This is a genomic window from Rothia santali, assembly GCF_024199905.1.
Lineage (GTDB): Bacteria > Actinomycetota > Actinomycetes > Actinomycetales > Micrococcaceae > Rothia > Rothia santali.
In genome coordinates this window covers 1-12698 of the sequence record NZ_JANAFB010000013.1, presented here as the reverse complement: position 1 = coordinate 12698, position 12698 = coordinate 1, and the positions used below count along the sequence as shown (strand labels likewise).

Sequence of the window (12698 nt, the reverse complement as noted above, 5' to 3'; positions counted from 1 at the left end):
CCCGGGCCGGGCCCGGCCTGCCGCGAGGCGTCCCGCGGCACGGGGCGGGCCGGGCCCGTCAGGCCCGGCGCGGCAACGCCAGGCGGCTCGCGCCCGACCGGTCAGACCCGGCGCAGCAGCGCCAGGAACATCGCGTCGGTGCCGTGCACGTGCGGCCACAGCTGGACCGTGGTCGCGCGCTCGAAGCCCTCGGCCGGCGTCGCCCCCGGCATCTCGAGCCCGGCCAGCTCCTGGCGCTCCGGGGCCTCGAGCATGACGGAGCGGACCACCGCGGCGGTGTCGATCAGCTCGACGCCGCCGCCCTCCAGGACGTCCAGCAGCACGTTCTGCGTCTCCGCGGCGTGCGGCGAGCACGTCACGTACGCCACGATCCCGCCCGGCCGGGTCACGCCGACGGCGGCCCGGAGCAGCTCGGTCTGCAGCGGCACGAGGTCCGCGATGTCGCGGGGCGACTTGCGCCAGCGCGCCTCGGGACGGCGGCGCAGCGCGCCCAGGCCCGAACAGGGCGCGTCGACCATGACCCGGTCGAAGATCTCCCCGGTCCCGCCGAAGGCCTCCACGGCCAGCTCCACCGGCTCCGGCAGGGCGGCGTCCTCGAGCGTCGTCGCGATCTCGCGGCCGTCGCCGGTGATCACGCCGTAGGACGCCTCGGGCAGCACGCGCAGGGACTCCCGGACCAGCCGGGACCGGTGCTCGGAGACCTCGTTGGCCACCAGGGACGCCTTCCGGCGGGCGGCCAGCGCGCCCAGCAGGGCCGCCTTGCCGCCGGGGCCGGCGCACAGGTCCAGCCACGCCTCGTCGGCGCCCTCCAGGGGCGCGGCGGCGAGCGCGCGCGCCACGATCTGGGAGCCGGCGTCCTGGGCCCGCACGCGGCCCTCGCGCACCGACTCCAGGCGCCCGAGGTCCCCGTGGCGGTAGGTCGCCGAGCCCTCGACCAGGCGGCCGCGCTCGGCGCCGTTCTCCTCGGCCTCGCGCAGGCTCCCGATGCCCGGCAGGGCGACCAGGTGGACCAGCGGGCTGAGGTTGTCGGCGGCCAGCAGCTCGTCGATCTCGGTGGGGACCCGGCCGTGGGCGGCGAGGGCCTGGCGCATCGCGCGCACGATCCACACCGGGTGCGAGCGCTCGATCGAGAGCCGCCTCAGGTCGTCGGAGACGCCCTCGGTCAGCTCGGCGACCCACGCGTCCCGGTCCTTCTCCGAGACGCGGCGCAGCACGGCGTTGACCATGGTCGAGGGGCCCGCGCCGACGACGCCGCGCGTGAGCCCCACGGTCTGGTTGATCGCCGCGTGCGCGGGGGTGCGCATGCCGAGCAGCTGGTGGGCGCCGAGGCGCAGGGTCGTGAGGATCTTCTGGTCGATCTGATCCAGGGGGCGGTCGACGCAGCGGGCCAGCACGGCGTCGTAGGTCCCGCGCTCGCGCAGGGTGCCGTAGGTCAGCTCGGTCGCGAAGGCCGCGTCGCGGCGATCCAGCCGGTGGTGGCGGATGCGCTGGGGCAGGACGAGGTTGGCGTAGGAGTCCTCGGTCTCGACCGCCTGGAGCACCTCGAAGGCGACCAGCCGGGAGGGGTCGGCCACGCGGCGGCGCTGGCTCGGGGCCGACGTCGAGTACTGCCGGTCCCGGTCCCCGCCGCGGTTGCGCTCGCGGCCCTTGGCGTTGCGCCGCGAGCCGTCGCGGGCGTCGCGGTCCTGGGGCCGCGGCGCCGGTCGTCCCGGTCGCCGGGCGTCCCCGACGGTCTTCGCGGTCACCGGGGCGTGCGGAGCCTCCGTCCCGGCCCCGGCCGCGCCGCCTGTCGTCCCGGTCGCCGGGGCGGTCGTCGCGGCGGCGAGCGCCGTCTCCCCGCCGCGTCCGCGCCGCTCGTCGGGACCGCCGCGGCGGGGCCGCCGGATCGTGGTGGCTGCTGGCTCATGCGAATCTCACGCTTCCCTGCTGGAGTCGTCCTGCGCCGCGGGCCCAGTCGGCCGCGGCCATCATCTTCTTGCCGGCCGGCTGCACGCTGGCCACCGCGACGTCGCCGTCGCCCGCGGCCGAGCACCTCCCGGCCCTCGAGGCGCGCCTCGCCGGGCTCCCGCCCCGGCCGACCCGGGCGGGGCCGGACAGGCCCGCAACCCGGCCAGCTTGACCCGCTGGCCCTCCAGCGTGGCCCACGGTCCGGGCTCCGGGGTCGCGCCCCGGGCCTGGGCCTCGATCGCGGCCGCCGGGCGGCTCCAGTCCACGCGCCCGTCCTCGAGCGCGAGCTTGGCGGCGTGCGTCGGCTCCCGCGCTGCGGCTGCGGCCGGCGCTGCCGTCCGCGATCCCCGCCAGGGTCGCGGCCAGCAGCGGGCCGCCGGACGCCGCGAGGCGCCGCAGCATGGTCCCGGCGGTGTCCTCCGGCCCCACGGGCTCGCTGAGGGTCCCGAAGACGGGCCCGGTGTCCATGCCCTCCTCGATGAGGAAGGTGCAGGCGCCCAGCTCGGTCTCCCCGGCCATCAGCGCCCGCTGCACGGGCGCCGCGCCGCGCCAGGCCGGCAGGTGCGAGAAGTGGAGGTTGACCCAGCCGTGCGGGACGGCGTCGAGCGCCCGGCGGGGCAGCAGCGCGCCGTAGGCGACGACCGCCGCGACGTCGGGGGCGAGCTCGAGGACCGCGGCGTGGGCGGCGTCGTCGTACCGGTGGGCCTTGAGAACCGGCAGCCCCAGCTCCGCGGCGCGCGCGGCCACCGGGGAGGGCGTCAGGACCCGCTTGCGGCCCAGCGGGGCGTCGGGGCGGGTCAGGACGCCGACGACGTCGTGCCCGGCCGCCAGCAGGGCGTCCAGCGGTGCGACGGCGATCTCGGGGGTGCCCGCGTAGAGGACGCGCATCAGCGATCCCCTCCCGCGGCGCCGGAGCCCGCACCGAACGAGGAGCCGCGCCCGGAGCCCGCACCGAACGAGGAGCCGCGCCCGGAGGCCGGCGCCCCGAACGAGGAGCCGCGCCCGGAGGCCGGCGCCCCGAAGGAGGAGCCCGCGCCGAACGCCGAGCCGGGGCCGAAGCCGCTGCCGGTCCGCCCGCCGCGCTCGCGCCGCACCCCCTCGGACAGCGACTCGTAGTCGGCCGCGCGCAGGGCCCGGAGAAGGCGGCGGCGCTCCTCGCCCTCGAGGCGGTCGAGGTAGAGCGTGCCGTCCAGGTGGTCGGTCTCGTGCTGCAGGCACCGGGCCAGCAGCCCCTCGCCCTCGACGACGACCGGCCGGTTCTCCCGGTCGACTCCCGTCACGCGGGCCCAGAGCCGGCGCGGGACCGACTCGGCGGAGAGCTCCGGCACGGAGAGGCAGCCCTCGCCGCCCTCCTGGGGCTCCTCGCCGAGCTCGAGCACGGGGTTGACCACGTGGCCGACCTCACCCCCGGGACCCTCGATCCCGTAGGTGAACAGCCGCAGCGGCACCCCGACCTGCGGACCGGCGAGGCCGACGCCGCCGACGTCGAACATCGTCTCGACCATGTCGTCGATGAGGCGGGACAGCTCGGCGTCGAACGCCGTCACGGGGTCGCACGGCGTCCGCAGGACGGGGTCGCCGACGGTGCGGATGGGCAGGATGGTCACGGGTCTCCTTCGCGGGCCGGCGCTAGCTGGCGTTCTTCCGGGGCAGGTCCACCGCGAGCGGCGGCGGCACGACGGCCATGAGGGGCTGCTGGGCGGGGTCCTGGCACTGCAGCTCGAGCGCGCGCTGGTGCCCCCACACCTTGCGCAGCGCGCAGAACTTGTACCAGTTGCCCTCCAGCAGCTGCGGATTGGCCTGCTGGGCGCGGACCTCGGTCTCGCCCAGGGCGACGCCCAGCAGGACCGGGGCGTCGGCGTAGGGCCACGGCTCCCAGCCGCCGGCCTCGGCGTCCACGAGGGACTCCTCGGCCTTGACGCCGGCCACGAGCTGCATGATGACCTTGGCGTCGAGCGACTTGACCCGGCCCTTCCGGTCGGTGCCCTTGGTCTTGTAGTCGATGAGGCAGACCCGCCCGCCGATCCTGGCCACGAGGTCCAGGGTGCCGGCGTAGCCGACGGTCTGGTTCCAGACGGTCAGCTCGGCGGCGATCGGCTCCGGGCGGTAGAGCTCCCACCACTCGTCGAAGCGGTCGGCCCAGGCGGACTCGGCGTGCAGGGCGAGGGTCTCGCGGGAGCCCTCGACGTCGTGCTCCCGGCCCAGCTCGCGCAGGGCGACGTTCTCGCAGTAGTCGTGGACGCGGTCGCCGCGGGCGGCGGCCTGGTCCCGGTAGCGCTCCGCCGCGCCCGCGGCGTCGCGGATGACGGCGTGGCGCAGGCCCGCCGAGCGTCCCGCGCGGATCGACCGGTCGTCCTCCAGGGCGGCCTTGGCGGCCATGTACCCGTGCCAGCCGCCCAGGTCCTGCGCCTGCTGGCCGATCACGGTGGTGATGGAGGGGACCTCGAGCTCGCCGCCGACGGACCGGGCGTACATGCGCCCGTGCTCGGTCTGGCTCGCCAGCCTGGGTTGGGTCATGGTGCATCACCCGGTTCTTCCTCGCGCCCGCGCACGATCTCGATCCGTCTGACTGAAGCTGCCGGGGATCCAGCGAAAAAGGCCCCCGTCCGGATGCTTCCGGCGGGGGCCTCTTCGAGCTGTCCAACAGCTGTGTTACGTGCGCGATACTGGGTTCGAACCAGTGACCTCTTCGGTGTGAACGAAGCGCGCTACCACTGCGCCAATCGCGCTCAGCACTCGAACTACATTAGAGGACCCTCCCCCACGAGTCAATTCGAGAGGCACCCCCGAGGTGGTGACGCACGACACATCGGCCAATTCCGGCCCGACCAGGCATTTCACCCCTTCCAGCACCCCCTTTCGCCCCGGAATTCCGGGGTTTTCGCCCCGCTGCACCGCCGATTTTGCATCCCCGGGGAAGGTGTGTAGAGTATTCATCTGTCAGCGCGACGGACCGAAAGGAACGGCGAGCCGATCACTTCCGGGTGAGAAGCAGACGACTGACATGCGGTTGTAGCTCAGCTGGTAGAGCACCACCTTGCCAAGGTGGATGTCGCGGGTTCGAATCCCGTCAACCGCTCGCAGATTGCCCCACGCAAGTGAGGCATGGCCCTGAGTTCCACGACCAGGACATGGTGAGGTGGTCGAGCGGTTAGGCAGCGGCCTGCAAAGCCGTGTACGCGGGTTCGAATCCCGTCCTCACCTCGCACGCACACGGGTACGCTTGTGTGATGAGCGCGATTGGCGCAGCGGTAGCGCGCTTCCCTGACACGGAAGAGGTCACTGGTTCGATCCCAGTATCGCGCACGAGAGAAGCCCCGGCTCCCCGATGGGAGCCGGGGCTTCGTGCATTCCCGGGGCCGTCTCGGATCCCGTCGCCCGGCGGCCCTGTCAGCCGCCCAGCAGCCCCAGGACGCCGCGCACGACGGCGACGACCGCCCCTAGCCCGGCCAGCACCAGCGCCAGCGTCCGGGCCCTCTCGGCCGGCACGCGGCGCGCGAGCGGCGTCCCGACGGCGATCCCCGCCAGCACCGTCGCGGCGATGCCGGCGAACAGCCACGGGCCGGGGGCCGGCTCGGGGTCGACCCCGCCCACCAGCGCCTTCGCCCCGAGGGACAGGGCGGCCAGGGTCATGAACACCGGCTGCATCGTGGCAGCGTACTCGCGCTGGTCCCAGCGGGTGATCCGCGAGTACACCACCATCGCGGGAGCGGCCACGCCCGCCGTCACGTTGAGCAGGCCACCGGCCCCGCCGGCCAGCGCGGTCACCCCGCGGCCGCTGCGTCGCCGCCCCTGGACGCCAGTCAGGATCACGGCCATCGCCAGCAGGACGACGCCGCCCACCACCAGCTGCAGCACCGGACCCGGCGTGTACCGCACGGCCAGGGCACCGGGGATCGTCCCCAGCGCCCCCGCGGCGCACAGCCCCAGCCACTGCCGCCAGTTCGCCTCCCGCCAGAGCGCGAGGGTCAGCAGGAGTCCGGAGACGAAGGTCGTCATGTTGGTGACCAGCACTCCGTGGCTTCCGCCCAGCAGCACCGCGAAGGTCGGGGCCACGATCAGCCCCACGCCCGTGCCGCAGATCCGCTGCAGCACCGTTCCCACCAGCACCGCCGGGAAGATCACCGCGAGCATCACCGGGCGGTGGCCTCCCGGTCCGGGCCCGCCGCCCGCTGCAGCCCCTCGCGGCCCATGGCCGTCAGGCGCGAGACGGCGCGGTAGTACTTCTTCTGGTAGCCGCCGGTCATCATCTCCTCGGTGAAGACCCGGTCGAAGGGCACGCCGGTCGAGACGATCGGCAGGTCCTTGTCGTACAGGCGGTCGGCGAGCACCACGAAGCGCAGCGCGACGGCCTGCTCCGTGATCGTCTCGACGTCGCGCCACACGATGCCCTGCAGGCCCTCGATCAGCTGGCGGTAGCGGCTCGGGTGGACGCGGGAGAGGTGGTCGACGAGGGCCGGGAAGTCGTCCACGGCCACCCGGGAGGCGTCCGGGAAGGCCGCGGCCACGGACGCCTCGAGGTCGTCTGCGGCGAGCGGCTCGGGGGCCTCGGGCAGGCCGCGGTGGCGGTAGTCCTCGCCGTCGATGCGCAGCACCTCGAACTGGTCCGAGAGCACCTGGATCTCGCGCTTGAAGTCCTGCGCGGCGAAGCGCCCCTCGCCCAGGGACCCCGGCAGGGTGTTGGAGGTCGCGGCGAGGCGCACCCCCGCGTCGGAGAGCTCGCGCATGAGCCGCGACATCAGGACCGTGTCGCCCGGGTCGTCGAGCTCGAACTCGTCGATGCACACGAGCCGGTAGCCGCTGAGGGCCTCGACCGTCTTGCGGAAGCTGAGGGCCCCGACGAGGTTGGTGTACTCCACGAACGTGCCGAACGCCTTCGGCCCGGAGACCGCGTGGAACAGCGAGGCCAGCAGGTGGGTCTTGCCGACGCCGAAGCCGCCGTCGAGGTAGATCCCGGCCTTCGCCGCTCGCGCTGGCCGGCGGCCGAATAGCCGACCGAGGAACCCGCCGCCCGAGGGCGCCTCGACCGAGGCGGCGAACCCGCGCAGGGCCTCCCGGGCCTCCTCCTGGGAGGGCTGGCCAGGGTCGGGGATGTAGGTGTCGAAGGAGACCTCGCCGAATCGCTCGGAGGGCCGGAACCCGGCCAGGAGCTCCTCGGCGGAGACGCGCGGGCTGCGGTCTACCAGGTGGATGGGCGAGTCGGACACCATGTTCCTCACTGACGCTGCTGGGGGATGACGTGGCGGGCGCGCCCCGGGCGGCCCACTGCGAGTCTAGACCCTCGGCCGAGCTAGGCCGCGTCGTCGTCCCCGGTCCGGCCGAGGTGCTGCGGCAGCCACTCGGTCACCGTCCGGTCCCAGCGCGCCGGGTCCACGTTCCACTCCTTGGTGTGCTGTCCCTGGTGGAAGGGCACGTAGTGGACCAGGGGGTTGCGGGCGGCCAGCTCGGCCGATGCCTCGGCCGGGACGTAGTCGTCGTGCACGGAGTGGATGATCAGCGTCGGCGTCGTCAGCTCGGCGCTGCGCGTGAGCCAGTCGAGGTCCGTCAGCAGGATCGGGCTGTCCAACCCGGTCATGAGCTTGGTGCGCGGGGCGGCGAGGATCTCCGCCACCAGCTGCCCCATCCGCAGGGGCAGGCGCATCGACTCGGTGTGGTACCGGATGAGCTCGAACCAGTCGACCACGGGCCCGTCCAGCACCAGCGCCCTGATCCTGTCGGCGAAGCGGGACTTGTCCGCGGCCTGGAGCGCGATCGCCCCGCCCATGGACCAGCCGAAGAGCACGACGTCGCGCGCCCCGTGGGCCAGCGCGTACTCGATCGCCACGTCCACGTCCTCCCACTCCGTGAACCCGAGCCCGTAGCGGCCGTCCTCAGAGGGCGGCGCCTCGCGGTCGTTGCGGTAGGAGGGGTGGATGCTGGCCATGCCGAGGCGCTGCGTCGAGCCCAGCGCGCGGAGGGTCTCCCGGCGGGAGGCGCCGCGGCCGTGCACCATGACGGCCCAGGTCCCGCAGTCGGACCCGGCCGGCGCCGGGACCACCCACGCGGGCGCCCGGCCCACGGGCAGCTCGAGCGGCACCTCCTCGTAGCGGTACCCGGCGTGACGCGGGTCCAGGAAGACCGCACCGGACCATCGGCCGCGCACGGCCGCGGAGAGGTCCCCGCTGTGCACGCGCTCGACCGAGCGGGTCACGGTCCGCAGCCGGGGCGAGTAGCTGAGCAGCTCGCCCAGCTCGGCGCTGCCGCGGTCGGCGTCGAAGGTCAGCAGGTAGCGTCCGGGGTCCAGCGTGTGGGGGTTGGCGGGCAGGGTGATCGTGGTCGGCTCCTGGCCCTCCTCCGGGGCGGCGGTGTCGAAGCCGACGCCGAGCACCGGCAGGTCCTCGTTGCCGCCGATCTTGGGCGGGGTCACCACGAACCGGGCGTAGTACCCGGCCAGGGACGCCACGACCCCGACGCCGACGCCCGCGATCCCCGCGCCCGCCAGCAGCCCCGTCCGGAGCCCGGACAGCCACGGGCGGGTCATCGTCTGTTCGCTCATCTCGTCCTCTCCTCCTCGCCTCGGGAGGCCGCCCGCGCGGCCGGAGGCGCGCCGGGGGCCGCGTCGCGCCCGCAGCGGCCCGGACCCGCCCCCGAGCCCCCATCTTCCCCCGCGGAGGACGCCGCGGGCGAACGTTGCGCGCGCGACGCGCCGACGGGCGCGGACGGCCCGGTAGGGTGAGGCCATGAGCACAGTACTTGTGGTGACCGAGGCCATCCTGGGCCCGACCGACATCGAGAACATCGACGCCTTCGCCCCGCGCGAGGAGGACGAGACCACCGAGATCCGCCTCATGGTCCCCGCCGCGATGAAGAAGAACCTGTGGCTGGAATTTCTGGACCAGCTCGCGCTGTTGGACTTCAGAGAGGCGGTCGACGTCGTCACCTCGGCCGAGAAGGGCCCGCAGACCCTGGAGTCCGAGGCCCGTGCCATCCTCGACGCATCCGTGGAGGAGCTGCGGGCCCAGGGGTACTCCGTGCGGGGCCGCACGGCCGTGGGCGACCCGCTGGCCGCCATGCAGGAGGAGGTCTCCGACGGCGCGGAGCAGGTGCTCATCATCACCGATCCGCACCCGGTCGAGGACACCTTCAACATCCACTGGTCCAACAAGGCAGAGAGGACCCTGGGGGTGCCGGTGCTGCACCTCTACTGGGGTACGGGTTACGTCGATGACTGAGAACAGCAATCCCTTCGAGAACAGGGCCCCGGTGGAGCGGACTGAGGCGCAGTGGCGCGAGATCCTCTCCCCGGAGCAGTTCGCCGTGTTGCGCCAGGCCGGGACCGAGCGGCCGTTCACGGGCGAGTACTGGGACGAGTACTCCCCCGGCACCTACTACTGCCGCGCGTGCGGCGCCGAGCTCTTCAGCGCCGAGGCCAAGTTCGACGCCAGCTGCGGCTGGCCCTCGTTCTTCGCCCCGCTCGCCGAGGACCGAGTGGTGTACCTGCGGGACGCGACCCTGGGCATGGAGCGCGTCGAGGTGCAGTGCGCCGCGTGCCGCTCGCACCTGGGCCACGTCTTCGAGGGCGAGGGCTTCGGCACGCCCACTGACCTGCGCTACTGCATGAACTCGGTCTCCCTCGAGTTCCGCCCCGACGGCGAGGCCGCCGCGGGCTGACCCCGGCCCGCCCGGCCCCGCGCCTCGGCGTGGCAACCGGTCGGGTCGCGGGCCCGAGCATAGCCTGAGGGCGTGGACATCAGCCCGGCCCGTGCGACCCCGCCCCGGTTCAGCGAAGCGCTGGACCAGGTGCGCCGCGCGCGGCTCCGCCCGGGCCTGCACCTCACCCGGCACGACTCGCCGGCCCGCCTGGCCCCGCACGAGGTGAGCTTCGCCGCCGGCGTGGGGGACCCCGCCTCCCCCGACCGGCCGCTGGCCATCGGCCGCTTCATCCTGCTGCACGACCCGGCGCGGCCGGAGCCGTGGGGCGGGGACTTCCGCGTGGTGACCTACCTCCGGGCCGGCGTCGAGCCCGACGTCGCTGCCGAGGAGATGTTCTCCCACGTCGCCTGGGAATGGCTGCTCGAGTCGCTCGAGGCCCGCGGTGCCCGGCACAGCGGCGCCGGCGGCACCGCCACGCGCTCCTTCTCCCAGGGCTTCGGCTCCCTGTCCCGCGACGCGCAGACCACCGAGCTGGAGCTGCGCGCCTCCTGGACGCCCCAGGGACCGGACATGCGCCGGCACCTGGAGGCGTGGGGCGACGTCGTGTGCGCCTGCGCGGGGCTGCCTCCCGCGGGCCTCGCCGCGGCTCACGACCGCTGAGCGCCGCGGCACCGGGATCGGGCCCGCTTGCCTGAAGCCGGGCGCATGCCGGAGGCCGGGGTCCGAGTCGGGGAGCCGGCCGCATGCCCGGGGGTCGCGGCCCACGCCCGGGGGCGGAACCCATGCCCGCACGTCAGGGACGGGAGCGCCACCGACGCCCCTCGCCGTCCCGATGGCCTAAACTGATCCTGGCCGTCCCCGCACGGCCGGCACGACGGCGAGAAGCGAAGGACGGAAACCAGCCCGTGATCCAGTCATGACCGAGGACCGGCAGCTCGCGGCGGCGGACCCCCTCGCCTACGGCGAGAACTCGCTGACCTCCGCGGAGGAGCTCGGGCTCGACCCGGATCTCAGCATCCCGGAGGTCGTCCGGCTCGACGCCCCCTTCGCGGGAATCCCCGAGGTCGTCGACACCCCGCGCGGCCTGGACCGCGCCGCGGAGATCCTGGGCTCGCACGAGGGCCCCGCCGCGATCGACACCGAGCGCGCCTCGGGCATCCGCTACGGCCAGCGCCCGTTCCTGGTCCAGATCAAGCGCGGCGACTCCCCCATCCTGCTCGTGGACCCCGAGGCCTTCGAGGACCTCGGGCCGCTGGACGACGCGCTGGCCGACGCCGAATGGATCGTCCACGCCTCGACGCAGGACCTGCCGAGCCTGCGCCAGACCGGCATGCGCCCGCGCAGTCTCTTCGACACCGAGCTCGCCGGCCGCCTCGCCGGGCTCGCCCGGGTCAGCCTCGGCGCCATGACCGAGGAGATCCTCGGCTACCGGCTGGCCAAGGAGCACTCGGCCGCCGACTGGTCCCAGCGCCCCCTGCCGCGGCCGTGGCTGAACTACGCGGCGCTCGACGTCGAGCTCCTGCGCGACCTCCGCGACGCGATCGCCGAGATGCTCGAGGGCCAGGGCAAGCTCGCGTGGGCCGAGGAGGAGTTCGAAGCCCTCTGCTCCGCGCCGGACCCGGCCCAGGACCCGGAGCGCTGGCGCAAGACCAAGGGGCTGCGCGCGCTGCGCTCGCCCCAGCAGCTCACGGCCCTGCGCAACCTGTGGTGGGAGCGGGACAACCTGGCCCAGGCCAAGGACATCGCGCCCAAGCGCCTGCTGGGCGACGCCGCGCTCGTCGCCGCGGCCCGCGCCCTCCCGCGCTCGGTCCCGGCCCTCCAGCGCATCCCGGGCTTCCACACCAAGCTGATCAAGCGGGAGTCGGTCCGCTGGACCCGCGCCGTGCAGGAGGCCCTCGCGGACCCCGATCCCGCGCCCGTGCACCTTCCCAGCACCGGCCCGCCCCCGGTCAAGGCGTGGGCCGCCAAGCGCCCCGACGCCGCCCGCGCCCTCGCCGCCGCCCGGGAGGAGCTCCTCGTCCGCGCCGAGCGCCTCGAGGTGCCGCAGGAGAATCTGCTGACCCCGGACCACCTGCGCCGCCTGTGCTGGGAGCACGCCGGGGCGGGCGCGGAGGAGATCGAGGAGACGCTGCGAGAGCTGGGCGCCCGGGAGTGGCAGATCCGCAACACGGTGCCGCTGCTGGTCCCGGCGATGGCCGGCAGGACGTCGTCCGATACCGCGGGTACCGACTAGTTTGTGATCCCGGCTACAGCTAAGCTGGTCGCAATCATCCCCGAGCGAAGAGGACGATCGTGACCGACTCCGCGACGCCGTACGCGCCCCTGACCGACCTCTGCCCCGAGGAGACCGTGACGCGCGTCGCCAGCGACGTCGTCGAGCTCCCCGGCGGCCGGGGCGGCCTCGAGATCCTGACCCTCCACAACGACGCCGGGAAGAGGCCCGAGACGCTGGGCCCCCGCTCGCTCGAGGCGCTGCTGAACGCGCTGGGGCGGGCCCGCCGCCGCGCCGAGGCGGGCGAGACCGTCGCGGTGCTCCTGGAGGGCACGGACCCGACCTTCGCGGCCGGTGCGGACCTCTCCCTGGTCGCGGGGCTGCGGGAGGCCGGCGCGCCGCTGGAGATGCTGGGCGAGATGGGGCACGACGTCGTCGAGGCCGTCCGCGCCCTGCCCGTGCCGACCTGCGCGCGCGTCAATGGCACGGCGCTCGGCGGCGGCCTGGAGCTCGCGCTGGCCGCCGACTACCGCGTCAGCCACCCGGGGGTCGCCGCGCTGGGCCTGCCCGAGGTCCGGCTCGGGCTCGTCCCCGGCTGGGGAGGGATCTTCGCGCTGCCCCGGCTCATCGGCCCCGAGCGCGCCGCGGGCGTCATCTTCGAGGACCCGCTCAACGGCGGGCGCACCCTCACCGCGGAGCGCGCGGCCGAGCTCGGGATCGTCGACGCGCTGACGGAGTCCGGCGCCGGGACGGCGGAGGCGCGGGCCGAGGCGATCCGGTGGTTCGCCGGCGTCGTCGGCGGGGAGGTCGCGGTGGACCGCTCCGGCGCGCTGGACCCGGACGCCCCGCTCTGGAGCGCCGAGGCCACCGGGGGCTCGGGCGCCTCCGGGCTCGCGGGGAACGAGGG

11 protein-coding genes, 4 tRNA genes and 1 pseudogene are annotated in these 12698 nt (G+C 74.6%); 8 read left to right on the top strand and 8 right to left on the bottom strand.

All coding sequences use genetic code 11. The features are described 5' to 3' along the window. Positions 1-101 precede the first annotated feature (101 nt). The 5 genes and pseudogenes from NBM05_RS06865 to NBM05_RS06845 form a co-directional block, all read right to left on the bottom strand. Complete coding sequence (locus tag NBM05_RS06865; protein WP_254166084.1) at positions 102-1745, bottom strand: transcription antitermination factor NusB; 1644 nt, start codon at positions 1743-1745, stop codon at positions 102-104. 157 nt (positions 1746-1902) lie between these two features. Beyond that, a pseudogene (gene fmt / locus NBM05_RS06860) lies at positions 1903-2835 on the bottom strand (methionyl-tRNA formyltransferase). Continuing rightward, positions 2835-3554, bottom strand: coding sequence for a peptide deformylase (def, locus tag NBM05_RS06855; RefSeq protein ID WP_309248132.1), 720 nt, complete (start codon positions 3552-3554; stop codon positions 2835-2837). The pseudogene fmt and the gene def overlap by 1 nt, the downstream one beginning before the upstream one ends. Before the next feature lie 22 nt (positions 3555-3576). Beyond that, positions 3577-4464, bottom strand: a complete 888-nt coding sequence (locus NBM05_RS06850) for a PD-(D/E)XK nuclease family protein (protein ID WP_254166082.1) — start codon at positions 4462-4464, stop codon at positions 3577-3579. A 140-nt stretch (positions 4465-4604) separates the two neighbouring features. Next, positions 4605-4676 (bottom strand) — tRNA-Val (locus NBM05_RS06845). A 277-nt stretch (positions 4677-4953) separates the two neighbouring features. Here NBM05_RS06845 and NBM05_RS06840 point away from each other — a divergent pair. The 3 genes from NBM05_RS06840 (at position 4954) to NBM05_RS06830 (ending at position 5253) form a co-directional block, all read left to right on the top strand. Then, positions 4954-5026: transfer RNA gene (locus tag NBM05_RS06840), tRNA-Gly, on the top strand. Positions 5027-5080: 54 nt separating this feature from the next. Continuing rightward, positions 5081-5151, top strand: a tRNA-Cys gene (locus NBM05_RS06835). Between the two features lie 30 nt (positions 5152-5181). Next, a tRNA-Val gene (locus NBM05_RS06830) sits at positions 5182-5253 on the top strand. 84 nt (positions 5254-5337) lie between these two features. Here NBM05_RS06830 and NBM05_RS06825 read toward each other — a convergent pair. The 3 genes from NBM05_RS06825 to NBM05_RS06815 form a co-directional block, all read right to left on the bottom strand. Beyond that, positions 5338-6081 carry a TSUP family transporter gene (locus tag NBM05_RS06825; RefSeq protein WP_254166080.1) on the bottom strand — a complete coding sequence of 248 codons (744 nt, stop codon included), beginning with the start codon at positions 6079-6081 and terminating at the stop codon, positions 5338-5340. After that, positions 6081-7157, bottom strand: a complete 1077-nt coding sequence (gene zapE, locus NBM05_RS06820; RefSeq protein WP_254166079.1) for a cell division protein ZapE — start codon at positions 7155-7157, stop codon at positions 6081-6083. Before zapE ends, NBM05_RS06825 begins: the two co-directional genes overlap by 1 nt. An 80-nt stretch (positions 7158-7237) precedes the next feature. Beyond that, positions 7238-8482, bottom strand: a complete 1245-nt coding sequence (locus NBM05_RS06815; protein WP_254166078.1) for an alpha/beta hydrolase family protein — start codon at positions 8480-8482, stop codon at positions 7238-7240. A gap of 184 nt (positions 8483-8666) precedes the next feature. On the opposite strand from NBM05_RS06815, the gene NBM05_RS06810 reads away from it, so the two are divergent. From NBM05_RS06810 to NBM05_RS06790, 5 genes are all read left to right on the top strand, one after another. Beyond that, positions 8667-9158: a hypothetical protein gene (locus NBM05_RS06810; RefSeq protein ID WP_254166077.1), complete on the top strand. Its 492-nt coding sequence runs from the start codon at positions 8667-8669 to the stop codon at positions 9156-9158. Continuing rightward, on the top strand, positions 9151-9597 hold the full coding sequence (gene msrB, locus NBM05_RS06805; protein WP_254166076.1) for a peptide-methionine (R)-S-oxide reductase MsrB: 447 nt from the start codon (positions 9151-9153) through the stop codon (positions 9595-9597). The genes NBM05_RS06810 and msrB overlap by 8 nt, the downstream gene beginning before the upstream one ends. 72 nt (positions 9598-9669) lie before the next feature. Then, entirely contained in the window at positions 9670-10239 is a 570-nt protein-coding gene (locus NBM05_RS06800) for a DUF3000 domain-containing protein (RefSeq protein WP_254166075.1), read from the top strand. A gap of 256 nt (positions 10240-10495) precedes the next feature. Next, positions 10496-11812 carry an HRDC domain-containing protein gene (locus NBM05_RS06795; RefSeq protein WP_254166074.1) on the top strand — a complete coding sequence of 439 codons (1317 nt, stop codon included), beginning with the start codon at positions 10496-10498 and terminating at the stop codon, positions 11810-11812. A gap of 59 nt (positions 11813-11871) precedes the next feature. Then, positions 11872-12698: enoyl-CoA hydratase/isomerase family protein (locus NBM05_RS06790; RefSeq protein ID WP_254166072.1), on the top strand; the 827-nt coding region annotated here is incomplete at its 3' end.